Origin of the sequence: Stenotrophomonas sp. PvP093 (assembly GCF_017876915.1) — a bacterium.
GTDB classification, from domain to species: Bacteria; Pseudomonadota; Gammaproteobacteria; order Xanthomonadales; family Xanthomonadaceae; genus Stenotrophomonas; species Stenotrophomonas muris.
The window spans coordinates 3,257,513-3,283,065 of the sequence record NZ_JAGIOX010000004.1 but is presented as its reverse complement, the minus strand read 5'-3'; the positions used below and the strand labels follow the sequence as shown (position 1 = coordinate 3,283,065).

The following is a 25,553-nucleotide window of genomic DNA, read 5'->3' as shown; positions in this document are numbered from 1 at the left end:
CTCAATCGGCGATGTTGCGCGCCTCGGCCGTGCCAAGAATCTCCGGATGCTGCACCGGCTTGCGGCGGTTCAGCAGCGGATGCAGGAACACGGCGCCTACGATGATCGCCACGCCGAGGTAGAACCACGGGGTGACTTCGTGCTGCTCGCGCAGCAGCACCACCGCCAGCACCACCGCATAGACCGGCTCCAGGTTGGTCACCAGCTGCACCGTGTAGGCGCTCAGGTGGCGCAGTGCGACCAGGGCCAGGGCAAACGGCAGCAGCGTGCAGAACCCGGCCAGCACCAGCAGCAGGATGCCGTCGTGCAGGTCCGGGACCACCCACAACGGGCTGGCCAGCGCAGGCAGCAGGTAGGGCATCAGCGGCGCCAGCAGGGTCAGGGTGAGGGTGCCCGCACCCAGCTCCAGCGCGGTGACCGTGAGCGGATCGGCGTGGCTGACCATGCGCTTGTTGAGCGAGCCGAACACTGCCACCAGCAGCGCCGAGATCGCGCCGATCAGCACACCCAGGCGCATGCCGTCGGGCACGCCACCGACCACCAGCGCGACACCCGGCAGCACCGCCAGGCCGAACGCCAGTTCACGCAGCTGGAATGGCCGCTTGGCCACCCACGGTTCGATGATCGAGGTGAACACCGGCGCCAGCGCGATGCAGGTGGCGGCCACCGACGCATTGGCCAGCTTTACCGCGCCGTAGAACGTCAGCCAGTGCAGGGCGACCAGGGCGCCGATGCCGGCATAACCGGCCACCAGCCGCACTGGCAGCGTACGCAGTCCACGCCAGACCCGCGGCAGCAGCGCCAGCATCGCCGTCACCAGCAGCATGCGCCACCACACCAGCGGCAGTGCGGGCAGGGTGATCAGCTTGCCGAGGATGGCGGTGACGCCCCACAGCAGGACACAGAAGTGAATCTGCCACAACGCTTTGCGGGTGTCGGGTGTGCTCATCCGCCTATTGTGCGGCAATCGCACGGCCGCCGGCGATGCCTGTGGCATGCTCGCGGAAACTCCCCAGGGGAACCCCGCAATGGCTGCCAACCGTTCCGCCCAGCGTGCATGGGCAGCGCTGACTGCACTGATGGCGGCCACCTCGTTGCTGCTGCAATACCTGTTGCTGCTGCATGGCCCCGGGGCGGCTGCCGGGGTCGGCATGGCGACGCTGCGCTTCGTTGGTTACTTCACGATTCTCAGCAACCTGGCGGTGTGCCTGGGATGCGTCCGGCTGATCCGTGCGGGTGTGCTGAACGCGACTGTCGCCGCGGTGATCGCGTTGTGCATCGGGGTGACCGCGTGCATCTACGTGCTGGCGTTGCAGGGACTGTGGCAACCCACCGGGCTGCAATGGTGGGTCGATGCCGGCCTGCACTACGCTGTGCCGGCGCTGTACCTGCTGGGGTGGTGGTGGCTGCTGCCGCATGGCGCGCTGCGCTGGCGCGCACTGGGCGGGGTGCTGCTGGTACCGCTGGTGTACCTGGGCTGGGCGATGCTGGTGGCCGAAGTGACAGGACAGGCGCCGTATCCGTTCCTCGAACTGCAACGCCTGGGGCTGGCGGCGTTCCTGCTCAACGTGCTGCGCGTTGCGAGCGTGTTCGTGGTGGGGTGGACCCTGCTGTGGGGGCTGGACCGCTGGCGCTGTCGATGAGGCGCTGCAGGGCCATCGCTGCCGCCGGGTTGCGCGCTTTGCCTGCGCCGATGCACAGCAGGTAGACCTCGCGCGGGGCCTCCGCAGCGGGCCCGGCCAGGCAGGGCAGGTCATCCACGGGTTCACCGCGTGACCAGCGGCGTGCGCGTTCGGCCCAGCGTTGCTGCACGGGCGCCGGCAGGCCCTCGTTCAAGCGGGCCTGGCTGCGCTTGATCCGCGCATAGACGAAGCCGGCACTGACATCACCGTGCAATGGCGCCTCGTCGCTGTCCTCGATCACCAGCGCCACGCCATGGCGGCGGGCGGCGTCGACCAGTGCCGGGCCATGTGCCTCGGCGTTGCGGACCTCCAGCGCATGCTGCAGCGGCACCCCGTCCAGCTGCTTAGGCAGCTGTGCCATCAGCGCCTCCAGTGCATCGGCGTCGGCCGGGTGGCGCGGATCGAACTGCCACAGCAATGGGCCGAGCCGGTCACCGAGCGCCAGTGCCGCCTGCAGGAACGGTGTGGCCGCTTCCACGGTGCTGGACAGGTCGCGTCGCTGCACCAGGTAGCGCGGCGCCTTCATCGAGAAGCGGAAACCGTCGGGTGTCTGCGCAGCCCATTGCGCGCACTGGGCCGCAGTTGGCGTGCGGTAGAACGTGCCGTTGATCTCGATGCAGCGCAGGGTGCGGCTGGCGTGGGCCAGTTCCTCCCGCTGCGGCAGGCCTGCTGGATAGAACACACCGCCGCGCCATTCGGGAAACACCCAGCCGCCGATGCCGCAGCGGATCTCTGCCTGCCGGCCGGCCGTGGTCACTGGCCGTGGTCCGTGCGCCACGGGTCGTAGCTGCCGAACCACCACAGGTAGCCTTCCGGGTCGGCGCAGGCGTAGCCGCGTCCGCCATAGTCCTGGTCGGCGATGTCGATGACGATGCGGGCACCGGCGGCCTTGGCCCGCGCGTAGTGCGCATCGGCATCGGTGACGATCACGCAGGCGCTCTGGGTCTGGCGTCCGCCGACCTCGTCAGGCAGGGCAGCGTGTTTGCTCCACGCACTCTGGTTGCTGGCCGAGCCCAGCATGATCATGCCGCTGCCGAAGGTGAGCTGCGCATGGAAGACCGTATCGCCATCGGCGTAGACGGCCTGGGCATGGAAGCCGAAGGCGCGCTGCAGCCAGTCGATGGCGGCCTGCGCGTCGCGATAGCGCAGGCACGGAATGATCGTGGAGCCGCTGCTGGGTTGGCCGTTCTCGCCCATGACACCCCTCCTATGGCACAGGGCAGGATGCGCCGCCGGACGTTACCATCCCGCGAAACCCCGGTGACGGCCTGCACATGGCCGCCACCCCTGTTCGGAGATCGTGCTGGATGAAACCCTGGATCGGAGGAGCCGTGCTGCTGGCGTGCACGACCATGGCGAGCGCGGCGACCCCGCCGCCGCTGCAGGACCTGGATGCGACCGTCGAGCGCGTGCGCGCGCAGTTCGACGTGCCCGGCATTGCCGTAGCGGTGGTCAAGGATGGCGAGGTGGTGCTGGAGCGCGGCTGGGGCGTGCGCGAGCAGGGCAAGCCGGAACCGGTGCAGGCCGATACGCTGTTTGCCATTGCGTCCAACACCAAGGCGTTCACGGCCACCTCGCTGAACCTGCTGGCGGAAGAGGGCAAGTTGAAGATGGACGACAAGGTGATCGACCACCTGCCGTCGTTCCGCATGTCCGACCCGTTCGTGACCGGGCAGATGACGATCCGCGACCTGCTGTCGCATCGCAGCGGCCTGAGCCTGGGCGCCGGTGACCTGCTGTTCTGGCCAACCACGTCCTACAGCAACGCCGAAGTGGTGCAGCGGCTGGGCAAGGTGCCGCTGAAGGGCGGCTTCCGCGAAAGCTATGCCTACGACAACATCCTGTACGCGGTCGCCCAGCAGGTGATCGAGCACGTCTCGGGCGTGAGCTACCAGCAGTTCCTGCAGACCCGCATCTTCGACAAGGTGGGCATGGCCGGCACGCGCTACAACGCCGACCACCTGAAGCCGGGTGACACGGCGGCGGTCGGCCACGCCAAGTACGATTTCAAGGACCTGCGCACCGTCGCACCGCTGACCTGGTCGAACAATGCCGGCGCCGGTGGCATTTATTCCAGTGCGCACGACATGGCGCGCTGGATGCAGGTGCAGCTGGCCGAAGGCAAGCTGGCCGACGGCACTGCGCTGTTCAGCGAAAAGAGCCAGCAGCAGATGTGGCGGATGATCACCCCGCAGTCGATCCCGGCGCCGAGCGTGCCGGAGCTGGCACCGGCACGGGCCAACTTTGCCGGCTATGGCGAAGGCTGGAGCCTGAGTGACTATCGCGGCCGGAAACTGGTCTGGCACACCGGTGGCTGGCCGGGCATGGTCTCGCGCTTGACCCTGGTGCCGGGCGAGAAGCTGGGCGTGGTGGTGCTGACCAACCAGGAAGTGGGCGCGGCGTTCAACGCGATCACCCTGAGCGTGCTTGATGCCTATCTGGGCGGCGACAAGCACGACTGGGTGGACGCCTATGCCAAGGCCGTGGCCAAGGGCCAGGACAAGGCCGACGAGGCCTGGGCCAAGCATCAGAGCGCGCGCGACAAGGGCAGCAGGCCGTCGCTGCCGCTGGCCGGCTACACCGGCACGTTCCGCGACCGCTGGTATGGCGACATGCAGGTCAGTGCCGCAGGCAAGGGCCTGCGCCTGCGCTTCATGAAGACCGCGCAGCTGAGCGGCCGCCTGGAGCACTGGCAGCACGACACCTTCATCGTGCGCTGGGATGACCGCTCGCTCAACGCCGATGCGTTCGTGAACTTCAGCCTGGACCCGGACGGCAAGGTGCGCGAGGTTCGCATGCAGTCGATCTCCGACCTGACCGATTTCAGCTTCGATTTCCAGGACCTGCTGTTCACCCCGGTCAACGAATGAAGGTAGTGCCGGCCGCTGGCCGGCAACCTCATGATCTTCCGAAATGCCGCAAGGGTGCCGGCCAGCGGCCGGCACTACCGGAGCGGCGGCGATCATCGGCTGGCGTACACATCCGGCGTGGGATACTTCGCCGCTTGCAAGAGGCGAGGGAGTGCGATGTTCCGTTGGTTTGAATCCCTGATCCCGGTGTTCCCGCCCGTGGATGGGCGCATGCCACCGCGCAAGGTGCTGCCGTTCTACCTGCACTACCTGCGCCCGGTGTGGCCGGTGCTGCTGGCGACCCTGATCGCCGGCCTGCTGCTGGCGCTGGTGGAAGTGGCGATGTTCGATTACCTGGGCCGCATCGTCGACATGGTCGCCGAGCAACCGGGGGCCGATTTCTTCAAGCGCCATGCCAATGAACTGGGCTGGATGCTGTTCATCACGGTCATCGCGCGGCCGATCCTGGTCGGCCTGCACAACCTGCTGGTCAACCAGGCGATCGTGCCCGGCCTGAGCAACCGCTCGCGCTGGCTGATGCACAACTACGTGGTGCGGCAGAGCCTGAGCTTCTTCCAGAATGACTTCGCCGGCAGCGTCGCCAACCGGGTGATGCAGACCGGTACCTCGCTGCGCGAGTCGGCGGTGCAGATGGTCGACTCGCTCTGGTACATCGTGGTCTACACCGGCACCGCGCTGTACCTGTTCGCGCAGGCGGACTGGCGGCTGATGGTGCCGCTGATCCTGTGGCTGCTGGCCTATGCGGTGATCATGGTCTACTTCGTGCCGCGCGCGAAGGAACGGGCCTGGATTGCGTCCGAAGCGCGTTCCAAGGCGATGGGCCGCATCGTCGATGGCTACACCAACATTCCCACGTTGAAGCTGTTCGCCCATGGCGGGCGCGAGCAGGCCTATGTGGCCGAATCGATCCAGGAACTGGCGGTCAAGCACCGCGCGCAGACCCGGGTGACCACCGGCATGGACCTGACCATCGCCATCGTCAACGGTTTCCTGATTGCCGGTACCTGCGGGCTCGCGCTGTGGTTGTGGAATGGCGGCCACATCACCGTCGGTGCGATCACGCTGGCGACCGGCCTGGTGATCCGCATCCACAACATGTCCGGCTGGATCATGTGGACCATCAATGGCATCTTCGAGGACATCGGTACGGTGCAGGACGGCATCACCACCATCGCCCAGCCGCTGACCGTGCAGGACCGCGAGGACGCGGTGCCGTTGCAGGTGACCCGCGGTGGCGTGCACTTCCAGGACATCCACTTCCACTATGGCAAGAAGGGCGGCGTGATCGCAGGCCTGGACCTGGTGGTGAAGCCGGGCGAGAAGATCGGCCTGGTGGGTCCTTCCGGTGCCGGCAAGTCGACCCTGGTCAACGTGCTGCTGCGCCTGTACGACCTGGAAAGCGGCCGCATCCTGATCGACGACCAGGACATTGCCTACGTCACTCAGGAAAGCCTGCGCCAGCAGATCGGCGTGGTCACCCAGGACACCTCACTGCTGCATCGCTCGATCCGCGACAACCTGCTGTACGGCCGTCCGGACGCGACCGATGAGCAGTTGCGCGCTGCGGTGGCCAAGGCGCGTGCCGAAGCCTTCATCGACACGCTGGTGGATGGGCAGGGGCGTCGTGGTTACGACGCACATGTCGGCGAGCGTGGCGTGAAGCTGTCAGGTGGCCAGCGCCAGCGCATCGCCATTGCCCGCGTGCTGCTGAAGGACGCACCGATCCTGGTGCTGGACGAAGCGACCTCGGCGCTGGACTCGGAAGTGGAAGCGGCGATCCAGGACAGCCTGGATGAGCTGATGGGCGGCAAGACGGTGATCGCGATCGCGCACCGGCTGTCGACCATCGCACGCATGGACCGGCTGGTGGTGATGGACCAGGGCCGCATCGTCGAGACCGGCAGCCACGCCGAACTGATCGCCGCCGGTGGTCTGTACGCACGGTTGTGGGCGCGACAGACCGGTGGATTTGTGGCTGCCGACGGATCCTTCCATTGAGCAGTCTAGTCGGCAATTTAGAGATAGAAGTGCAACCGGTCGACCTTCCAAATGGAAGGGGCTTAGTAGCGCTGCACTTGGTCAAGACGGTGAATCAAGGATGAGGTGAATTGTGACCAGATCAATTGTTCGCAGTACCAGCACGGTACTTATGGCAGTGTTGAATTCTGAGTACGCAAGTGAGGGAGCCGAACTTCAGACATTGGCTGAGCGGCTTCAACGCCTGATGGAAAGCGATCAACAGATGCGAGGATCGATACTCTATCGTCCAAATCATTTGGGGCAAAAGCGATTTGATGAAGGAGGCTTCAGGGCTCATGTTGGCGAGCAGTTGGAGATACTGAGCCGCTTGGGCCTGGTTGAATCGGATGAAGGGCGATGGAAGCTTCCGGTGCGAGGTTTATCACCGCTCGTTGAAGATCTAAGGCGAGATGAAGCAGGGCCGCGTATGAATGATGGTGCCCTTTTGGAAGGGGGGATTGCCGAAGTGCTTGCTCACCCCACGTTGTTCTGCTTGCCCAAGTCAGAATTTCAGCAATTGGTGGCCGCCGCAGTTGGAGCCGCGCAATGAAAGTACCTGCAACGGTAGTTAACTGCCTCTCACTATTGGCTAGTAAGGTTGCCCCTCATGTTTTCGATCTATCTAGCGGGCAGTTTCACGTGAGTCTGCGTGACCAGATCGTCCGAGCTCGGCTCTTGGTCCAAGAACTATTGCCCGCCGGCTCCAAGGGGAAGTCGCTGCTCATCATAGGCGCAGGGGCGGCGGGAATCGCGGCGGCAGTCGCAGCCACCCACCGCGGTGCCAGAGTAATCCTCTTGGAGGCGGAGGATGCTCCAATGTTTTTACAGTCCAAGGTGAACAAGCGGTACGTCGGCCCGTTTATGTATGAATGGCCTTGGCGATTTAGTGGAGATCAGACCTACCCGCCAACGGATGGGAATGTTTGTGGTGCGTTCGATAACTTTGGTGATTGCCCGCTATTCGAGGCGAAGCATCCCCTAAAAGCATCCGAATTCGCGAGAGCGATGGTGCGGTGGCTGAATGATCATGCAGTAAGTGAAGAAGGCAGCCTTCACGTTGCAACGAGTGTCAAGGGGATTTCTGAGGGGTTGAAGGATTATATTGTTTCATTTGCGGAATCCGCCTCCGTATTCAGTGATGGCAATTCTTCTGAAAAACCAAAGCTCAATCTTGAGGGAATTAGTTGGTGGAAGAATGAGCCTAGTTGCAAAGAAGTGGTTCCGGATTACATTGTTCTTGCCGCTGGAATGGGGGACGAGAACGTAAGCTTGCCCCGGCACGATGGCAAGAATCCGATTGCTGCCCCTGACTTTTCTGGTAAGCGCTTTTGGGAGGATGATGATCTTCAGGAGCTCGCTGGGCGCGGTGAAGATGTCGTGATTGTCGGTGGAGGTGATGGAGCTCTGCAGGATGCGTTGCGAGCCCTCACGGCAGATGACCATCCGTTAGCACTCGTGCAAAGACTATTCGCAGAACAGCAAGAAAAAGATAGTCTGGAGCAGGAGATGGAAGCATTGCGCACCATCGAGGCACAAGCGAGACTGCAGGCAAGCTGGACCTTGGATGGAAAGGTATGGGCTGCATTGGACGGGAGATGTAAGGAAATTGCTGGAAGGCTGGCCGAGCAATCGCATATTCGTCAGGTTGTCTTGAATTCGCTGAGAAAGAGTAGTGGCGAAAAAGATGCCTCAGTAACTCTGTTGGTTCGGGAGAATTTTTTTGATAAGGCGTATCTACTGAATCGATTTCTAGTCCATCTCATTGATCGCGTTCTTGTTGAAAATGAACATGAGGCGAAGGTTGCTCGATGTGTACGCTTTAAAATAGAGTTCAGCGCAAATGTGATCGGGGTTGAGGAAGCGAAGGCAGGCTCCTTCTCTGTCCATTTCGAGATCGGTGGCACGATGTCGGTCGCTTCTGGTAGTTGCGTTGCTGTCCGCTTTGGAATCAATAAAGACTCGATTCCTGGACTGAAGATGATCAGTCTGACGGGAGAAGAGAAAGCGATGCGGACAAGCTTCAGTCATGTGCCGCTTCCGTTTCTCGTCTAAGCAAACGGCCCGGGTTGTCCCGGGCCGTTTCGTTTCCAACTCACACCCGATCCATCACTCGATCGGCTGGTCCAGCATCAGCTGGCGGGCGAAACGCACCGGCGGTGCGCCGTAGGACAGTACCTGGTCGTGGTACGCCTTCAGGTTGAACTTGTCGCCCAGCTTTTCCTGCACCGCCTTGCGGGTGTCGAAGTGTTCCTGCGCACCCACGAAGTAGGTCGGCAGCTGCGCCGAGGTCAGCTGCGCGCGCACCCACTTGCCGGCCGCTTCGCTTTCCTGCTGGAACGCGTCGTGGGTCATCAGGTGCATCGCCTTCTCGCGATCCCAGTTGTCCACGTGCACGCCCTGGTCGAGGATCGCGTTGGAGATCGTGCGCAGGTAGAACTTCAGCTGCACCAGGTGGAACAGCGGGTCGTTGTCGAGGTAGCCCTGCTCCTGCATCATGCGCTCGGTGTAGACCGCCCAGCCTTCGGCGAACAGGCCCGAACGCAGCACCGCACGCAGGGTGGAGGGGAACTTGGCCGAATGCCAGCCCTCCAGGTAATGGCCCGGGGTGCCTTCGTGGATGCTCAGCAGGTGGATCATGCGCGAGTTGTATTCACGCAGGAACGAGTCGACCTGCTTCTCGTTCCAGTCGTCCGGAATCGGCGACACGGCGTAGAAGGTCTTCAGGTTCTTGTCCAGCGGGCCCGGAGAATCGCAGTAGGCCACGGCCACGCCACGCTGGAATTCCGGCATCAGGATGATGTCCACCGGCGCATCGGGCAGGGTCACCAGGTCGTGCTCGCGCACGAACGCGGTGGACTGCTCCAGCGCGGCCTTGGCATCATCGACCACCTTGTCGCGCGCCGGCTTGTCGGCGTAGGCCAGTTCCAGTGCGGCCTCGATCGCCTTCTGCTGCTGCTCGTCGGTCGGCTGGGCCGGCATCTCCGGCGCACCCGGCTTGTCCTTCAGTACGGTCTGCGCGATGCCGTACATGTCCTCGCGCACGCGCTTGAGTTCGGCGCGTGCACGCTCACCGATCTCCTGGCGCGACAGCGAGGAGCTCAGCGCGAACTTCAGCTTCTGGTCGTACTTTTCCGCACCAATGCGGAAGTCGCCCTTGGCGTTCGGCACCAGGGTCTTGTCCAGCCAGGTCTGCTGCTCGTCCACGGCCTTCTTCAGGCCGTCGATGGCGGCCTGCAGGCGCTGCTGGTCGGCCTGCGGCAGTTCGCCGATGTGCGGGGTGATGAAGGTATCGACGATGCTGAGGATGCCCTTGTTCTGCTTGGCCACCGTCTCGGCATGGATCTTCGGAACGCGGGCCGGATCCAGGTTCTCGCGTGCCTGGGCGAAGATCGCCGGCAGCTTTTCCATGCGCGCGGTCGCCGACTTCAGGCGTTCCGGCAGCGGTGCGAACTCCCGGGCCATCAGGCCATAGATCGCGCTGCCGGCGATGCCGTTGTACAGCTGCGGGTCCCACTTGCCGGACTGGAGCACTTCGGCGTTCCAGATTTCCGACTGCAGCTGGTTGCGCAGGATCGCCGCGTCCACCTGGTTCTCGCGGCCCAGCTTGGCCACCTCGATCTTGTCCAGCTCGCCCAGCAGCGCCTTGTAGGCGGCCACGGTCTTCTGCTGGCCGGCGGCGCTCAGGTCGTCCAGTTCGCTGTCGTAGCGGTGGTCACCGATCTGGGTGGCGCTGACCGGCGACAGCTGCATCCAGGTGTCCAGGGCGCGCTTGGACAGATCGGCGAAGGCGGCATCGACCGCCGCGTCACCGGCCTGCTGGCTGGTGGCCGGGGTGGAAGCGTTGGTCGGGGCGTCGGCAGGCTGGCAACCGGCCAGCGCAGCGACCAGGGCGAGGGCAAGAAGATGCGGGCGCATCGGCATTCCTGTACGGGGTCAAACCCTGAGCATAGGGCCCCGTCGCTGCTTTGTCCCCGTGCCATAGGATTACCATGGGCGGTTTCAAGGACCCTCCAAAGGAGCGCAGGACATGGAATACCAGGGAAGCTGCCATTGCGGCAGGATCGCATTCACCGTACAGGCCGAGGCGCCGATCAGCGACGTCATCGACTGCAACTGCTCGATGTGCCGCCGTCGCGGCAGCCTGCTGTGGTTCGCCCCGCGCGAGGCGTTCCAGCTGGCCACCGATCCGGCTGACGTTGCCACCTACCACTTCAACAAGGCGCATATCGACCACCACCACTGCCGCCAATGCGGTATCGCCCCCTACAGCGAAGCGATCGATCCGCGTACCGGCACACCGATGGTGGCGGTGAACGTTCGCTGCGTGCCGCAGGTGGATCTGGCCGGTCTTTCGGTGACCTCCTACAACGGAGCCGCGCTGTGAGGCCGCTGTGCGCGTGGACGCGCACGCTGGCAGTGCCGGTGCTGCTGTTGGCACTGGCAGCCTGCGCCAAGAACGGTGAGCGCGCTGCAGAGGCGGGCGCGACCGCGGCCGATGCCGCTGTTGCTTCGCCGGAAGGCGCATTCCTGGCCTACGAACATGACGTGCAGGTGCAGCTGGAGGCGGCGCAGATCGCACCGCGCATCCAGCAGATCGCCCAGGCCTGCCAGAGCGCGAAGTTCGGCGACTGTGCAGTGTTGCAGGTCGACCAGCGCGGCGGCGAGCAGCCCAGCGGTGAAGTGAAGGTGCGCATCGCGCCGAAGGGCACCGAGCCGCTGATCGCGATGGCCGGTGAGGGCGGCACGCTGCAGTCGCGTAACACGCGCGCGGAGGACCTCGCGCAGGAAGTAGCGGACACCGCGCTGACCAAGTCCCGGCTGGAGAAGGAACACGCGCGGCTGTTGTCCTACCAGGACCGCAAGGACCTGAAGATCGAGGACCTGATGGCGATCACCACGCGGCTGTCGGAGATCGAAGCAGGCGTCGAGCAGGCCAACAAGGATGCCGCACAGCAGCGTCGGCGCATCGATACCCAGCTGGTGACGATCCACTTCGACACCACCTCGGGCCAGCGCAGCCGCAGCGAGATCGGCGAGGCGCTGAGCGAGTCGGGCAGCATCCTCAGCGGCAGCATTGCGTTCCTGATCCGCGCCGTCGCCGCGTTGCTGCCGGTGGGTGTGCTGGCCCTGGTCGTGGCCTGGGGTGTGCGGGCGTGGTGGCGTCGCCGCCGTCGCACGCTGCCGCCCACCCGCTGAGGTGACGGCTGATGCCGGCAGGGAGCCGGCGTCAGCCCTCGTCGGTCTCGTACTCGACGAACACATCCAGCTCCAGCGCAAGTTCCTGCACCGCGTCGCGCACCTTCTGCGCGGTGCTTTCATTGCCGACTTCCACTTCCAGCTCGTGGATGCCCGGGCCGATGTCATCGGACAGCCCCGCCGAACTGGAATCGTCGTCGTCCATGTGCGGCATCAGGTCGTCGGTTTCCTCGACATGTTCGATGCCCTCCAGGCCGAGCAGCAGGTCGCTGATGGCGCGGGCGTCGTCTTCGGTTCCGGTGATGCGCAGTCGCAGCATGGCCATGGCGTAGGTACGTTGTGGAGTTGCCTGCAGCCTAGCCAGCGCCGGGCAAAGAACGGGTGAGGGCGCAGTCAGGCGCGTGTGGCCGGGCGTCCGAGCAGGCTGTCCGGCAATGCGGGAATCGGCGTGCGTTCGTCCTGCGCCTGCTCCAGCAACCAGTCGATGAACAGGCGTGCGGCCGGGCTCGGCGGTTGTCCTTCGGCGTGCACCACGTGATACGCATAGCGCGCCTTCAGCGCCGGGCCGGGCAGGCGTACCACCTCGTAGCGCTGCAGGTAGGGCTGCGCGATGTGGGTACGTGCCAGCACCGCGCCCATGCCGTACACCGCTGCACGCATCGCATCGGTGCTGTCGGCGAAGGTGTGCATCGGCGGCAGCGGCGAGGGCGGGCGCACGCCGGCATGACGGAACCAGTCGCGCCAGCCCTGCGGCGACAGGTCGGTCAGCAGCGGCAGGTCGGCGATGCGCGCCGGATCGACCAGTGCTTCGACCCCGGCCAGCGCCGGCGAGGCCACCGGGAACAGGTAGTCGTCCATCAGGTGCTGCGCACGCAGGCCCGGCCACTGGCCCAGACCGTAGCGGATGCCGACTTCCGGCCCATTGTCGTCGTAGCGATCCAGGCCGCTGCCGGTGTGCAGCTCGATGCGGATGTGCGGATGGGCCTGGGTGAAGCGCGGCAGCCGTGGCAGCAGCCAGCAGTAGGAGAGCGAGCGCAGCGTGGTGATCCGCAACGGCACGCTGTCGGCATCCGGCTGCAGGTGATGGGCGACGGCCGCGACATCGGTGAAGGCGGCGCTGGCGGCGTCGGCCAGTTGCCGGCCCTCGGCGGTCAGGCGCACGCCGCGGGCGTGGCGCAGGAACAGGCGTACTTCCAGCACTTCTTCCAGCCGGCGCACATGGTGGCTGACCGCGCTGGCGGTCAGGTGCAGCTCCTGCGCGGCCTGGGCGAAGTTCTGGTGGCGCGCGGCGACCGCGAACACGGCCAGTGCGGGGAGCAGGGAAGGGCGTAGCTGCATGTCGAGCCTCAAACCATATTTGTGGCTGGCAGCGATACTACGCGCTTGTGCGGCAGGCGTCTGCGCCCGATCCTGTCTGCCTTGACGAGGAATTGACGATGGACGGAGGCGAGGCATGAATGCGGTCCCACAGGCAGCCGAGCGCGACTGGCGCACACCGCTGGAGTTGACCCTGCTGGGCGCCATCTGGGGCTGCTCGTTCCTGTTCATGCGGGTGGCGGTGCCGTCGTTCGGTCCGTTCGCGCTGGTCGAGGTGCGGCTGGTGCTGGGCGCGCTGGTGCTGCTGCCGTTCCTGTGGCGTGCCCGCGCGCAGTTCCCACCGCGGCGCTGGCTGTGGCTGGCACCGATCGGGCTGATCAACTCGGCGCTGCCGTTCGTGCTGTTTGCCTACGCGGCCGAGCGAGCCCCTGCGGCGATCGGCGCCATCTGCAATGCGATGACCGTGCTGTTTGCCGCGCTGATCGCCTTCCTGTTCTTCGGCGAGAAGATCGGCATGCGCCGCGCGGGCGCGTTGCTGGTCGGCTTCGCCGGCGTGGTGGTACTGGCCACGGCCAAAGTCTCGGGCCTGAGCATCGGCACTGCAGTGCTGGCTGGTGCGGCGGCCTCGCTGCTGTACGGTCTGGGCGTGAACCTGGTGAAGCGGCACATGACCGGCCTGCCCTCGGCGGCGGCCGCTGCTGCAACGCTGTCGTGTGCCTCGCTGTGGATGCTGCCGATGGCGGTGACCCACTGGCCGCAGGCGGCGATTCCACTGAAGGCGTGGGGCGCGGCGATTGCCTTGGGCGTGGCCTGCACCGGGCTGGCGTTCCTGATGTTCTACCGCCTGATCGGTCGTATCGGCCCGTCGCGGGCGTCGACGGTGACCTACCTGATTCCGCTGTTCGGTGCGGCGTTTGCGTGGTTGTTCCTGGGTGAGCCGGTGACGTTGCAGATGTTGATTGCCGGTGTGTTGATTCTGGGGAGCGTGGCGGTGAGTCAGAAGGGCTGAGCGCGCCGACGCACTGGTAGTGCCGGGCGCTGCCCGGCAGCTCTTTTCCGCGCCTGCGGAGAGGTGTCACTTTCTTTGCTCGTGCAAAGAAAGTAACCAAAGAAACACGCCGCCAGGCCGCGAGCCGGTGTTGCGCACCGGTGCCCTGCGCTCCTCGGCCCGTCGAGGGACGGCGCGGGAACTCGCTGCGCTCAGACACCCGCGCCTCTTCGCCCTCGCCAGACCTGCGGTGCTCGGCTCGCTCAAGGCGGACTGGAAGGTCAAGATCAACAGCAAAAGCATCCACGCATTGCGTGGATCTTCTGGGTGCAGCTGTGGCCTTTGAACTGGGTCCGCCTTGAGCGACCCGAGCATCGCAGGGGAATCAGGGGCGAAGAGGTGCCGATGTCCTGTAGAGCCGACTGCTAGTCGGCAGCCTTGTGCACACCATCCCCTGATTCACCGAGAAGCGCAGGGGACCGACGTGCGAAACACGGCGGCTCGCGACCTGGCGGCGCGTTTCTTTTGGTTACTTTTCTTTGCGTACAAAGAAAAGTAACGCCCATGAACAGTGAAGCACCTTCAGCACGCGTCACGCGCAGGAAACCATCAGCGCACCGGCACCGGAATATTGCACAGATCGATATGCCCGGCCGGACGCTTGTAGAAATCATCCACGCGGTTGCGCCGCGCCTCCACCGTATCGGCGAAGGTCTTCGAGTCGGTACGCAGTACCTGGATCGGCGTGCGCTCGGCTGCCGGCACGTCGCTGGCGCGGCGGATCGACACGATCGGCGTGCGCAGTGTCGGGTCGGTGTAGAAGCCCATCGGCGCCGGCCCGCGCGGCGTCGCGCTGAGCAGCTCCATGCCCTTCAGCACGCGACCGACCAGGGTGATGTTGCGGTCCAGTTGGCGCGGCGACTGTCCGGTCACCACGTACAGTTCGGCACCGATGCTGCTGTCTTCCTCGTTGCTGCGGCCCGCGCCCAGCATGCCGTAGCAATGTGCCAGCCAGGCCTTGCCGGCCTGCGGGTCCTGGCCGACCGGGAAGCCGTCGACAAAACCGGTCTGCGCGGCCCAGCCATCGCGGTCCGGCAGCACGGTGACCTTCAGGCCGGCGCTGGCGCGCTCGAACTCGGCCGGCAACTTGCGCGCGGCGCTGCCGAACGGCTTGGCCTTGGCTGCGTCATCGGCGTCGGCATCGCCGAACTGCACCACGAAGTTGTCCTGCGAGCGGTAGATGCTGGTGCCGTCCCAGAAATGCTCGTGGGCGAAGGTCTGGATGTTGGCGACATGGCGCGGGGCGAACTGCGGTGCCAGCTCGATGATGACCCGACCGGCCGGCAGGTCCATGTACAGCAGGTTGGCCGGGTCCGGGGTGCGCCAGTCGCTGGCCGCCGAGGCGTCGAGGATCTGCTGAGGGCTGCGGTAGGGCGTGGCCGCGCTGGCCAGGGCGGGCAGCAGGCAGGCCAGGGCGAGGGCGGTCAGGGCAAGGCAACGGCGGTGCGGCATGGGAACCCCGGAACATGAACGAGGCTTCGATTCTGCGCATGCCGCGCAGCGGTGCCAACCGGGAGAGTGACTAACGACACATTCGCTATACCGAACTTCGCACTACTGTGGACTTCAACGTAGTGGAGGGCCGGTCATGTCCGAGGACGATGTCCACCTGAAGAAGTTCCAGAAGGAGCTCAGCGCCGGAACGGTGTCGCTGGCCCTGCTGGCGGTGCTGGCCCGGGCCGGGGCGCCGCTGTACGGCTACCTCATTGCCAAGGAGCTGGAGCGGGTGGGCGAGGGCGTGCTGAGCGGCAAGCAGAGTGCGCTGTACCCGGTACTGCGCAACCTGGAGGGCGCCGGCCTGCTGGAAAGCCATGTGGAACCTTCCAGCAGCGGGCCGCCGCGGCGCTACTACCGCATCAACGAACGTGGCCGCGAGGTGCTGGCGCAGTGGCGCCAGGCCTGGCAGGCCACCCGCGATTCCGTCGATTCCGTGTTGGAGGGGGTACCGCAATGAACGACCCGAGCCTGGCAGGCCGCGCCCTGCCTACGACCATCCCGCAGTACCTGGCGCAGCTGCGCGCGGCGCTGGAAGGTGCCGATCCGGCGATGGTGCAGGACGCGCTGTACGACGCCGAGGAATACCTGCGCTCGGAGCTGGCGGCGCAGCCCGGCCGCAGCGAGGCCGAGGTGATCGCCGACGTTGCCGGCAGCTATGGCGCGCCGGATGAAGTGGCCGAGATCTACCGCGAGACCGAAGTGACGGTGAACCGCGCGCTGCGTACGCCGCGTGCGGATACCGCGCCGGTGCTGCGTGCAGCGGCGGAAGCCAGTGGCGTCGAGCCGGCCTCACCGCCGCAGGCGCCGGTGCAGCGTTCGCTGCTGGCGCGCTTCTTCGGCGTGGTGACCGATCCGCACACCTACGGTGCGCTGTTCTACATGCTGCTGTCGCTGGCCACCGGCATCTTCTTCTTCACCTGGGTGGTGACCGGCCTGTCATTGTCGCTGGGCCTGCTGATCCTGATCATCGGCATTCCGCTGACCGTGCTGTTCTTCGGCTCGGTGCGCGGGCTGGCGCTGCTGGAAGGACGGCTGGTGGAAGCGCTGCTGGGCGAGCGCATGCCGCGCCGCCCGCGTTACACCGACCGCAGCCGCACCTGGCTGCAGCGCATCGGCGACATGTTCACCGATGGCCGTACCTGGCTGACGCTGTTGTACTTCGTGCTGATGCTGCCGCTGGGCGTGATCTACTTCACCATCGCGGTGACGCTGCTGTCGCTGTCGCTGAGCCTGATCTGGGCGCCGGTCGCGGCGATCTTCAGTGGTGACATCCCCGGCGTGTACATCAACGACGTGAATGTGCTGCCGATGGCGGCCTCGCCGCTGGTGGCGATCGCGGTTGCTGCGGCGGGCGCACTGCTGCTGGTGCTGACGATGCACCTGGCACGCGGCATCGGCAAGCTGCATGGGCTGATTGCCAAGAACCTGCTGGTGCGGCTGTAACAGGCCAGGGGTCGGATCCCTGTTCGCAGAACAGGGCTCTGACCCCGGATCCCATCATGCTGGGGTCAGAGCCCTTTCCGTTGGAAAGGGATCCGACCCCGGGCGGGGCATTACCCCGCCTTGCGCCGCAACGGGGTGACGTTGCTCTTCTTCTTCGCGGCCTTCGCCGCCGGGGCTTGGGCATGCGCGGCGAAGAAGTCGCGCACCTTCGGGTACACCACCTCGCGCCAGCGACGGCCGCTGAAGATGCCGTAGTGGCCGGCACCTTCGACGATGAAATGCTCACGGCGGTCCGCAGTGATGCCGGTGCACAGCGCCTGCGCGGCTTCGGTCTGACCAAGGCCGGCGATGTCGTCCAGCTCGCCTTCGATGCTCAGCAGCGCGGTATCGCGGATCGCCGACGGATCGACCTTCTCGCCGTTGACCACCCACTCGCCACGGGGCAGCAGGAAGTCCTGGAACACCACGCGGATGGTATCGAGGTAGTACTTGGCCGGCATGTCCAGCACCGCGTTGTACTCGTCGTAGAAACGACGGTGCGCGTCGGCGTCTTCCAGGTCGCCCTTGACCAGGTCGGTGTAGAAATCCCAGTGCGAGCTGAAGTGGCGGCTCGGGTTCATCGACAGGAAGCCGGCGTGCTGCAGGAAGCCCGGGTACACGCGACGGCCGGCACCCGGATAGCTGGCCGGCACGGTGTGGATCACGTTGTTCTCGAACCACGACAGCGGGTTCTGCGTGGCCAGGTTGTTCACTGCGGTCGGGCTGCAGCGCGCATCGATCGGGCCCCCCATCATCACCAGCGTGCGCGGCGTCGGTTCACCACGGCTGGCCATCAGTGAAACCGCGGCCAGCACCGGTACGGTCGGCTGGCACACGCTCACCACGTGCAGGCGTTCGACGCCGAGGTGGCGGATGAACTCCTGGATGTAGGCGATGTAGTCATCCAGCCCGAACTCGCCTTCGCTGGCCGGCACCATGCGCGCGTCGACCCAGTCGGTGACGTACACGCGGTGGTCGCGCAGCAGCGTGCGCACGGTGTCGCGCAGCAGCGTGGCGTGGTGGCCGGACAGCGGCGCCACCACCAGCACGAACGGCTGGTTGAGCATGGTGTGCAGCTGGTCGGCTTCATTGCTGTGGCGCTTGAAGCGCAGCAGCTTGCAGAACGGCTTGCTCACTTCCTCGTGCACGACGATCGGCACGCGCTCGCCATCGACGTCGATTTCGTTGATGCCCCACTCGGGCTTCTCGTAATCCTTGCCGATGCGGTGGAAGAGTTCATTGACCGCCGCCAGGCGATCAGCGCCGGGCATCTGCGACCACCAGTGGCCCTGGTTGGCGAAGAACCTGGCGTTGGCCTGGGCCTGGTGCACCCAGGGGGCGAGCAGGTTGCGGGTCAGTTCGTGCAGTTGATAGAGCATGACGACCGAATATGTATGGTCATATGTTGCCGCGCAGCATATCCCATCCGGGTGTCCCGCAGGTTAAGTCGGCTGAAAATAATGAATCCGGATTCACATCCGTTCCAGCGCGGCCGCATCGCCCGCCAGGGCGGGGCCGAGCCAGCAGTGCGACCCTACCGGCTGCAGGCCCTGGCGGGCCAGCGTGCGGCGGTACCAGCGCGCCGGTCGGGCCTGGAAGCCGTCGTGGTCGCCTTCGAACGCGTCCTCGGCGGCGAAGGTCTCCAGGAAGGCCACGCCGCCGGTCAGCTCGGCCACGCCGGCCAGTCCTGCACGCAGCTCGCGGTCGGGCACGTAGTGCATCACGTCCGAACACACCAGCAGGTCAACCGGGGCACAGGGCCGCAGCCAGGCGAAGTCGCCGAAGCGGGCCAGGTGCAGGTTGCGGGTCCTGCCGTAGCGGCGCACAGCGTACTCGCTGCTGTCGAAGCCGAGATATTCGACCTTCGGACGCAGCTTCAGCAGCGGCGCGCGCCAGGCGCCTTCACCGCAGCCGATATCCAGCACGCTGCGGATCGGCCGCTCCAGGTAGTACTCGGCGCTGGCCACGGCCAACGCCACCTTGCGCGCCAGGCGGGCGCTGCCGCCGATGTCGGCACGGCGGTACCAGCGTTGGAAGTAGGCGGCGTCGTAGGTCTTGTCCATGGGGCAGTGCGCGATCGGCTAAAACGGCGCCTATCGTACGGTGTTGCGGCGCGCCATGCGTCGATGTGTCGCGGCGGGCGTGCCTGCGGCGGCTTCGCCACGGCATGCGAGAATGGCCGCCAACCTACGCCAGCCGCCGGAGCGAGCGCATGCAGAGCTACTACTGGGTCAAGACCTTCCACATCGTGTTCGTGGTGGCGTGGATGGCCACGGTGTTCTACCTGCCGCGCATCCTGGTGAACCTGGCCGAGACCGCGGGCCAGCCGGCGGTGACCGAGCGCCTGCAGCTGATGGGCCTGCGCCTGTACCGCTTCGGCCACTCGATGTTCGGCCTGGCGTTCCTGCTCGGCCTGGTGCTGTGGCTGGGCTACAAGGTCATCCCCGATTTCCCGACCATGGTGGCGCCGGGAGCTGCCGGCTGGCTGCACGCCAAGCTGGGGCTGGTGGTGGTGCTGCTGGTGTACTTCGGCTGGACCGGCCGCCTGCTCAAGGGCGTGGCCAAGGGCCGGGCGCTGCCGTCGTCGCGCGCGCTGCGCTGGATCAACGAGATCCCGCTGCTGGCGTTCATTCCGATCGTGTGGCTGGTGCTGGCCAAGCCGTTCTGAGGCGGGGTCACCTGCGTCCGGTAGATCCACGCCATGCGTGGATGCTGTCAGGGCGCAAACGAAGGAGCCGGGCAAATGCCCGGCTCTTTCATTTCTGCAATCACCTCGTGTTGCCGGCCAGCGGCCGGCACTACCGGGCTTAGGCTGCTTCGTACGTGCCGTAACTGCGCAGGCGCGTGTAGCGCTGTTCCAGCAGCTGTTCGGTGGACAGCTTGTCCAGCGCGTCCAGTTCGTTCAGCAGCACGGCCTTCAGGCGCTTGGCCATCTGCGTCGGGTTGCGGTGGGCGCCACCGGTCGGCTCGCGCACGACCTTGTCGACCAGGCCCAGGCTCTTCAGGCGCGGCGCGGTCAGGCCCAGCTGTTCGGCCGCTTCCTTGGCCTTGCCCGCGTCCTTCCACAGGATCGAGGCGCAGCCTTCCGGGGTGATGGTCGAGTACACCGCGTATTCCAGCATCACGGTGCGGTCGCCCACACCCAGTGCCAACGCACCGCCGGAGCCGCCTTCACCGATCACGGTGCAGATGATCGGCACCTTCAGCTCGGCCATCTCGATCAGGTTGCGCGCGATCGCTTCGGACTGGCCGCGCGACTCGGCGTCGATGCCCGGCCAGGCGCCGGCGGTGTCGATCAGGGTCAGCACCGGCAGGCCGAAGCGCTCGGCCATCTTCATCAGGCGCAGTGCCTTGCGGTAACCCTCCGGCTTGGGCATGCCGAAGTTGCGCTTGATCTTTTCCTTGGTGTCGCGGCCCTTCTGGTGGCCGATCACCATTACCGCGCGGCCATTGATGCGGGCCAGGCCGCCCATGATCGCCTTGTCGTCGGCGAAGGCGCGGTCACCGGCCAGCTCCTGGAACTCATCGAACATGACGCGGAGGTAGTCGGCGGTGTACGGGCGCGACGGGTGGCGGGCCAGCTGCAGCACCTGCCACGAGGTCAGGTTGCGGAAGATCTGCGCGGTGCGCATGCGCAGCTTGTCCTGCAGCGCGTGCACTTCCGCCTCGACATTGACCGCCGGCCCGGCACTGGCGTTGCGCAGCTCCTGGATCTTGGCTTCCAGGTCGGCGATGGGTTGCTCGAAGTCGAGGTAGTTCGGATTCATCGGAAGCCGTCGTGTAAAGAAGGGGGGAATTCTAGCCGAATGCGTGCAAACCACCCGTACGCCTTCGTCTGGAAGGCGACGGTAGCGCAGCCGGGCAGGGGGCGCCAGTCAGCTCAGGGCACCACCAGGGCGCTGCGGCCCATCAACTGGCTGCGCTGGGAGACGAAGTCGTTGTAGGCCTCGTTGGCTTCCCGGCCAAGGCCGCTGCCCAGGGTGGCAGTGGCCGAGGTGAAGGCCATCTGCGCGGCGAAATCCTGCTTGCGCAGGGCCTTCTGTTCATCGGCGGTGGTGGCCTTCAGCCAGCGCGCATAGACCTCGCGCAGGGGCGCGGCGTGGGCCTCGAAGGCCGGCACCAGCGCCGGCAGGCTGGCCGGGGCCGGTTCCAGGCTGTAGGCCGGGGCCACGTAGCCACCTGGCTGTTCGCGCTTGAACGCGCCGGGCTCGCCCATGCCTTCTTCCACGTAAGCGATGAAGTCGGGAGCGGTGAACACCTTGGCCACGATCTGGCCGCCGCTGGAATCAACGTGGGCCACCACCTTTTCCTTGGGGAAGGGTTCGCGCACGCCGTAGGTCCAGGTCTTGTCGATGAACAGGTCGTGGCGCTTCTCGAACGGGCCTTCGAAGTCGACGCCGCCGAGCTGGATACCGCTGTTGCCGACGCCGAAGTTCTTCACCTTGCTCTCGTCGGTGACGTAGATCTCGCGGGCGATCACGTACTCGCTGAGGGTCGGATTGATCAGCCCGCCACGACCGTCGACGTAGACGATGAAGCGCACATCACCGAACTTGTCGGTATGCAGGCGATGCTCGCCGACAGCGAGCGAGACCGGGCGCGAGCCCTGTGCGGCCACCGGCAGGTCCTGGCCGTCGATGCTCAACGCCAGCGGCGTGTCGGTCGGGTTGTCGATCTGGAACTCGATCTTCGACGGGGAGCAGGCGGCCAGGGCCAGTGCGGCAGCGAACGGGAACAGCAGGGTCTTCATCGGCAATCGTCCTTGATACTTGGAACGGGGAAACAGGGGAGACAGGACAGCGAGGGAGCCAGCCTCAGCTGGCCCATGGCGGGCTGTAGCGCACCTTCAGCGTGCGCACGGCCGGGTCGGCGCGCAGCGCCTCCATCAGCTTGGAATCGATGCGTACCGCGCTCTGCCCGGACACATCGAGCATGCCGGCGACGCCGCCGTGCGGCCCCTTCAGCAGCAGGTCCAGGCGCAGTGGCGTCCGTCCCGGGCGATGGCGGTCGAGCAGCGCATCGATGCGCTCCCAGACCGGGCGCTGCTGGCGCAGGTCCAGGCGCAGCGACAGCCGCGTGGCGTAGTTGGCGCAGACCTCATCGAAGTCCCAGCACTGGCGGATGCGCAGCGCGAAGCCGCCGTTGAACTCGTCCTCGCGCAGGCCGCCCTTGACCACCAGGATGCGGTCCTTGGTCATCAGGTGGCCGAACTCGGCCATCGCGTCGGAGAACGCGCTGCACTCGACGCGGCCACGTCCGTCCTCAAGCTGGATGAAGATCTGGCTTTCGCCCTTGCGGCGCACGCCGACCACCTGGCCGGCCAGCACCGTCTGCACTTCCGGGCGCCAGCGTTTCTCGCCGCCGCCGCCACCACCGCTGTTGGCGCTCCAGATCTTCTCCACCGAACCCAGGTCATTGCCGACCAGGTCGCGCACATCGTCGCGCCAGGGATCGAACGGGTGGCCACTGAGATAGAAGCCCAGCGTGTCGCGCTCGCCGTTCAGGCGCTGCAGCAGCGGCCACTCCTCGGCTTCGGGCAGGTCCAGCTGGATCGTGGTCGCGCTCGGGTCCGGGCCACCGAACAGCGAGTTCTGTCCCGAAGCCCGCTCGCGGGCCATCTGGTCGGTAGCCTTGATCACCTCCGGCAGCTGCAGCATCAGCGAGGCACGGTTGCGGCCGAGCTCGTCCAACGCACCACAGTTGATCATCGCTTCCAGCGTGCGCCTGTTGAGCTTGGCCGAACCAACGCGCGTGCAGAAGTCGAGCAGGTCCTTGAACGGGCCGCCCTTCAGCCGCTCCTCGACCACCGCCTCGCAGGCACCCTGGCCGACGCCCTTGATCGCCCCGAGGCCGTACTGGATGGTGTCCGGCGTCACCGCTTCGAACATGAAGGCCGACTGGTTCACCTTGGGCGGCAGCACGGTCAGGCCGAGGTTGCGCACCTCGTCGAGGAAGCCGACCACTTTGTCGGTGTTGTCCAGATCGGACGACAGCGTGGCCGCCATGAACTCAGCCGGGTAATGGCGTTTCAGCCAGGCGGTCTGGTAACTGACCAGCGCGTAGGCAGCGGCGTGCGACTTGTTGAAGCCGTAGCCGGCGAACTTCTCCATCAGGTCGAAGATTTCGTCGGCCTTGGGGCCATCGACGCCGCCCTTGGCTGCACCTTCGCGGAAGATCTCGCGGTGCTTGGCCATTTCGGCCGGCACCTTCTTGCCCATCGCGCGGCGCAGCAGGTCGGCGCCGCCCAGCGAGTAGCCGCCGACGATCTGCGCCATCTGCATGACCTGCTCCTGGTACACCATGATGCCGTAGGTGTCCTTCAGGATGGCTTCGGTGCGCGGATCGGGATAGATGATCTCTTCCTGCCCGTGCTTGCGCGCATTGAAGGAGGGAATCAGGTCCATCGGGCCGGGGCGATACAGCGACACCAGCGCGATCAGGTCTTCGAAACGGTCGGGGCGCGCATCCTTCAGCAGGCGGCGCATGCCGGAGGATTCGAACTGGAACACCGCGCCGGTGTTGCCGTTGGCGAAGATGTCCCTGTAGGTGGGCGTGTCGTCCAGCGGGATCGCGGCGATGTCCACCGGCGGGATGCCGGCGCGCTCATGGCGCTTGTTGATCGCCTTCACCGCCCAGTCGATGATGGTCAGCGTGCGCAGGCCCAGGAAGTCGAACTTCACCAGGCCCACTTCTTCCACGTCGTTCTTGTCGAACTGGGTGACCGGGTTCTTGCCGAGGCCGTTCTCGTCGTGTTCGGCGTACAGCGGGCAGAACTCGCTCAGCGGCTCGGGCCCGATCACCACGCCACCGGCGTGCTTGCCGGCGTTGCGGGTCAGGTCTTCCAGCTGCAGCGCCAGGTCGATCAGGTCGCGGACATCGTCCTCGGTCTCGTAGCGCTGGATCAGTTCGGCCGACGCCATCTCAGAGCTCGGGCCTTCCTTGCCCTTGCCCAGCGCATCTTTCAGGTGGATGCCCAGAATGTTCGGGATCAGCTTGGAGACGCCGTCGACCAGGCCGTACGGGAAGCCGAGCACGCGGCCGGAGTCGCGCACCACCGCCTTGGCGGCCATGGTGCCGTAGGTGATGATCTGGCTGACGCGCTCGCGCCCGTACTTGCGGGCGACGTAGTCGATCACCTCGTCGCGGCGGTCCATGCAGAAGTCGATGTCGAAGTCGGGCATCGACACGCGTTCCGGGTTCAGGAAGCGCTCGAACAGCAGGTTGTACGGCAGCGGGTCCAGATCGGTGATCTTCAGCGCCCACGCCACCAGCGAACCGGCACCCGAACCACGGCCGGGGCCGATCGGAATACCCTGGTTCTTGCCCCACTGGATGAAGTCGGCCACGATCAGGAAGTAGCCCGGGAAGCCCATCTTGATGATGGTGTTGAGCTCGAATTCCAGGCGCTCGAAATACTCTTCGCGGGTCTTGCCCGGCGCCAGCGGATTCTTCTCCAGGCGCTCTTCCAGGCCATCGCGCGACATCTTCTGGATCCAGGTGTCCAGCGTCTCGTCGTCCGGCACCGGGTAGTTGGGCAGGAAGTAGGTGCCCAGCCGCATCTCGATGTTGCAGCGCTCGGCCAGCGCCAGCGTGTTGTCGATCGCATCGGGGATGTCGGCGAACAGCGCGCACATCTCCTCGGCCGACTTCAGGTACTGCTGGTCGCTGTATTCGCGCGGGCGCTTGGGGTCGTCCAGCACGCGGCCGGTGGAAATGCACACGCGCGCTTCGTGCGCGCTGAAGTCCGAGGGCGACAGGAAGCGCACGTCGTTGCTGGCCACCACCGGCAGGCCACGCTGGCCGGCGGCCATCAGCGCGAACTGGTTGAAGGTTTCCTCGCCCTCGCGGCCGGTGCGGGTCAGCTCCAGGTGCAGGCCATCGCCGAACACGCGCTGCCAGTCGGCCAGCTGCTGCTCGGCCAGTTCATGCTTGCCGTCCAGCGCCAGGCGCCCGGCCAGGCTCTGCCGCCCGGCCAATGCGAACAGGTTGGCGTTGCCGGCCTTCAGCCAGTCCGGGTGCACGGCCACGCCGCCCTCGGGGCGATGGCCTTCCATCCAGGCGCGGGTCAGCAGCCGCGACAGGCTCAGGTAACCCTCGCGGTCGCGGCACAGCAGGGTCATCCGCCACGGGTCCTGGCCTTCCTCGGCGATCAGCACGTCGGCACCGGCGATCGGCTTGATGCCCACGCCTTCGGCGGCCTTGTAGAACTTGACCAGGGCGAACAGGTTGTTGAGGTCGGTCACCGCCAGCGCGGGCAGGCCGAGTTCGACCGAGCGCGACAGCAGGTTGGCCTGCTTGGCCTTCTTCGGGTCCGCCTGGTCCGGTTTGGCCGGCACACGGATGGTGGAGTCCGCCAGCGAGAACTCGGTGTGGACGTGGAGATGTACGAAGCGGGAGTTGGACATGCCGGACCAGGTTGGAGCGCGCGGGCCCCGGGTGCTG

23 protein-coding genes are annotated in these 25,553 nt (G+C 65.9%); 11 read left to right on the top strand and 12 right to left on the bottom strand.

Annotated elements, in window-relative coordinates; genetic code table 11:
* Position 1: 1 nt before the first annotated feature.
* Complete coding sequence (locus J3A72_RS17865; protein ID WP_014646470.1) at positions 2 to 949, bottom strand: DMT family transporter; 948 nt, start codon at positions 947 to 949, stop codon at positions 2 to 4.
* 79 nt (positions 950 to 1,028) lie between these two features.
* Here J3A72_RS17865 and J3A72_RS17860 point away from each other — a divergent pair, with 79 nt between their 5' ends.
* Complete coding sequence (locus J3A72_RS17860) at positions 1,029 to 1,643, top strand: Pr6Pr family membrane protein (protein WP_075075652.1); 615 nt, start codon at positions 1,029 to 1,031, stop codon at positions 1,641 to 1,643.
* Here J3A72_RS17860 and J3A72_RS17855 read toward each other — a convergent pair.
* Both J3A72_RS17855 and J3A72_RS17850 read right to left on the bottom strand, forming a co-directional pair.
* On the bottom strand, positions 1,564 to 2,439 hold the full coding sequence (locus J3A72_RS17855; protein WP_075075653.1) for a DUF72 domain-containing protein: 876 nt from the start codon (positions 2,437 to 2,439) through the stop codon (positions 1,564 to 1,566). The two genes, J3A72_RS17860 and J3A72_RS17855, sit on opposite strands and share 80 nt — an antisense overlap.
* Positions 2,436 to 2,879, bottom strand: coding sequence for a VOC family protein (locus J3A72_RS17850; protein ID WP_014646472.1), 444 nt, complete (start codon positions 2,877 to 2,879; stop codon positions 2,436 to 2,438). Before J3A72_RS17850 ends, J3A72_RS17855 begins: the two co-directional genes overlap by 4 nt.
* 110 nt (positions 2,880 to 2,989) lie before the next feature.
* On the opposite strand from J3A72_RS17850, the gene J3A72_RS17845 reads away from it, so the two are divergent.
* The 4 genes from J3A72_RS17845 (at position 2,990) to J3A72_RS17830 (ending at position 8,623) form a co-directional block, all read left to right on the top strand.
* Positions 2,990 to 4,552, top strand: coding sequence for a serine hydrolase (locus tag J3A72_RS17845; RefSeq protein WP_041863194.1), 1,563 nt, complete (start codon positions 2,990 to 2,992; stop codon positions 4,550 to 4,552).
* Between the two features lie 156 nt (positions 4,553 to 4,708).
* A complete protein-coding gene (smrA, locus tag J3A72_RS17840) occupies positions 4,709 to 6,550 on the top strand; it encodes a multidrug efflux ABC transporter SmrA (protein ID WP_075075654.1) in 1,842 nt (613 codons plus the stop codon).
* 151 nt (positions 6,551 to 6,701) lie between these two features.
* Positions 6,702 to 7,121, top strand: coding sequence for a hypothetical protein (locus tag J3A72_RS17835; RefSeq protein WP_140222672.1), 420 nt, complete (start codon positions 6,702 to 6,704; stop codon positions 7,119 to 7,121).
* Entirely contained in the window at positions 7,118 to 8,623 is a 1,506-nt protein-coding gene (locus J3A72_RS17830) for an FAD-dependent oxidoreductase (RefSeq protein ID WP_080469258.1), read from the top strand. Before J3A72_RS17835 ends, J3A72_RS17830 begins: the two co-directional genes overlap by 4 nt.
* Positions 8,624 to 8,677: 54 nt before the next feature.
* On the opposite strand, the gene J3A72_RS17825 is transcribed toward J3A72_RS17830, so the two are convergent.
* Complete coding sequence (locus J3A72_RS17825; RefSeq protein WP_032956825.1) at positions 8,678 to 10,486, bottom strand: DUF885 domain-containing protein; 1,809 nt, start codon at positions 10,484 to 10,486, stop codon at positions 8,678 to 8,680.
* A 112-nt stretch (positions 10,487 to 10,598) separates the two neighbouring features.
* Here J3A72_RS17825 and J3A72_RS17820 point away from each other — a divergent pair, with 112 nt between their 5' ends.
* On the top strand, positions 10,599 to 10,955 hold the full coding sequence (locus J3A72_RS17820) for a GFA family protein (protein ID WP_014646478.1): 357 nt from the start codon (positions 10,599 to 10,601) through the stop codon (positions 10,953 to 10,955).
* The gene (locus J3A72_RS17815) at positions 10,952 to 11,767 is read left to right on the top strand and encodes a DUF4349 domain-containing protein (protein ID WP_032956827.1); all 816 of its coding nucleotides are present in this window, start codon (positions 10,952 to 10,954) and stop codon (positions 11,765 to 11,767) included. Before J3A72_RS17820 ends, J3A72_RS17815 begins: the two co-directional genes overlap by 4 nt.
* A gap of 31 nt (positions 11,768 to 11,798) precedes the next feature.
* On the opposite strand, the gene J3A72_RS17810 is transcribed toward J3A72_RS17815, so the two are convergent.
* Together J3A72_RS17810 and J3A72_RS17805 are read right to left on the bottom strand one after the other, a co-directional pair.
* A complete protein-coding gene (locus J3A72_RS17810) occupies positions 11,799 to 12,092 on the bottom strand; it encodes a hypothetical protein (RefSeq protein WP_005408721.1) in 294 nt (97 codons plus the stop codon).
* 68 nt (positions 12,093 to 12,160) lie between these two features.
* Positions 12,161 to 13,105: a LysR substrate-binding domain-containing protein gene (locus J3A72_RS17805; RefSeq protein WP_014646480.1), complete on the bottom strand. Its 945-nt coding sequence runs from the start codon at positions 13,103 to 13,105 to the stop codon at positions 12,161 to 12,163.
* Between the two features lie 115 nt (positions 13,106 to 13,220).
* Between J3A72_RS17805 and J3A72_RS17800 the strand changes: the two genes are divergently transcribed.
* Complete coding sequence (locus tag J3A72_RS17800) at positions 13,221 to 14,093, top strand: DMT family transporter (RefSeq protein WP_014646481.1); 873 nt, start codon at positions 13,221 to 13,223, stop codon at positions 14,091 to 14,093.
* A gap of 588 nt (positions 14,094 to 14,681) precedes the next feature.
* Here J3A72_RS17800 and J3A72_RS17795 read toward each other — a convergent pair.
* Entirely contained in the window at positions 14,682 to 15,584 is a 903-nt protein-coding gene (locus J3A72_RS17795; RefSeq protein WP_075075656.1) for a peptidylprolyl isomerase, read from the bottom strand.
* A gap of 136 nt (positions 15,585 to 15,720) precedes the next feature.
* On the opposite strand from J3A72_RS17795, the gene J3A72_RS17790 reads away from it, so the two are divergent.
* The gene (locus J3A72_RS17790; RefSeq protein WP_046429709.1) at positions 15,721 to 16,086 is read left to right on the top strand and encodes a PadR family transcriptional regulator; all 366 of its coding nucleotides are present in this window, start codon (positions 15,721 to 15,723) and stop codon (positions 16,084 to 16,086) included.
* Entirely contained in the window at positions 16,083 to 17,072 is a 990-nt protein-coding gene (locus tag J3A72_RS17785; protein ID WP_075075657.1) for a sensor domain-containing protein, read from the top strand. Before J3A72_RS17790 ends, J3A72_RS17785 begins: the two co-directional genes overlap by 4 nt.
* Positions 17,073 to 17,182: 110 nt before the next feature.
* Here J3A72_RS17785 and phaZ read toward each other — a convergent pair whose 3' ends face one another.
* Both phaZ and J3A72_RS17775 read right to left on the bottom strand, forming a co-directional pair.
* Positions 17,183 to 18,490 (bottom strand): polyhydroxyalkanoate depolymerase, encoded by a 1,308-nt coding sequence (gene phaZ / locus J3A72_RS17780; protein ID WP_075075658.1) that lies wholly within the window; start codon positions 18,488 to 18,490, stop codon positions 17,183 to 17,185.
* A gap of 93 nt (positions 18,491 to 18,583) precedes the next feature.
* On the bottom strand, positions 18,584 to 19,174 hold the full coding sequence (locus J3A72_RS17775) for a class I SAM-dependent methyltransferase (protein WP_014646485.1): 591 nt from the start codon (positions 19,172 to 19,174) through the stop codon (positions 18,584 to 18,586).
* Between the two features lie 149 nt (positions 19,175 to 19,323).
* Here J3A72_RS17775 and J3A72_RS17770 point away from each other — a divergent pair, with 149 nt between their 5' ends.
* Entirely contained in the window at positions 19,324 to 19,779 is a 456-nt protein-coding gene (locus J3A72_RS17770; protein WP_014646486.1) for a CopD family protein, read from the top strand.
* 139 nt (positions 19,780 to 19,918) lie between these two features.
* On the opposite strand, the gene J3A72_RS17765 is transcribed toward J3A72_RS17770, so the two are convergent.
* The 3 genes from J3A72_RS17765 to dnaE form a co-directional block, all read right to left on the bottom strand.
* Complete coding sequence (locus J3A72_RS17765) at positions 19,919 to 20,878, bottom strand: acetyl-CoA carboxylase carboxyltransferase subunit alpha (protein WP_014646487.1); 960 nt, start codon at positions 20,876 to 20,878, stop codon at positions 19,919 to 19,921.
* Positions 20,879 to 20,991: 113 nt separating this feature from the next.
* Positions 20,992 to 21,861, bottom strand: coding sequence for a hypothetical protein (locus tag J3A72_RS17760; RefSeq protein WP_075075659.1), 870 nt, complete (start codon positions 21,859 to 21,861; stop codon positions 20,992 to 20,994).
* Between the two features lie 64 nt (positions 21,862 to 21,925).
* Positions 21,926 to 25,516, bottom strand: a complete 3,591-nt coding sequence (dnaE, locus tag J3A72_RS17755; protein ID WP_014646489.1) for a DNA polymerase III subunit alpha — start codon at positions 25,514 to 25,516, stop codon at positions 21,926 to 21,928.
* Positions 25,517 to 25,553 lie beyond the last annotated feature (37 nt).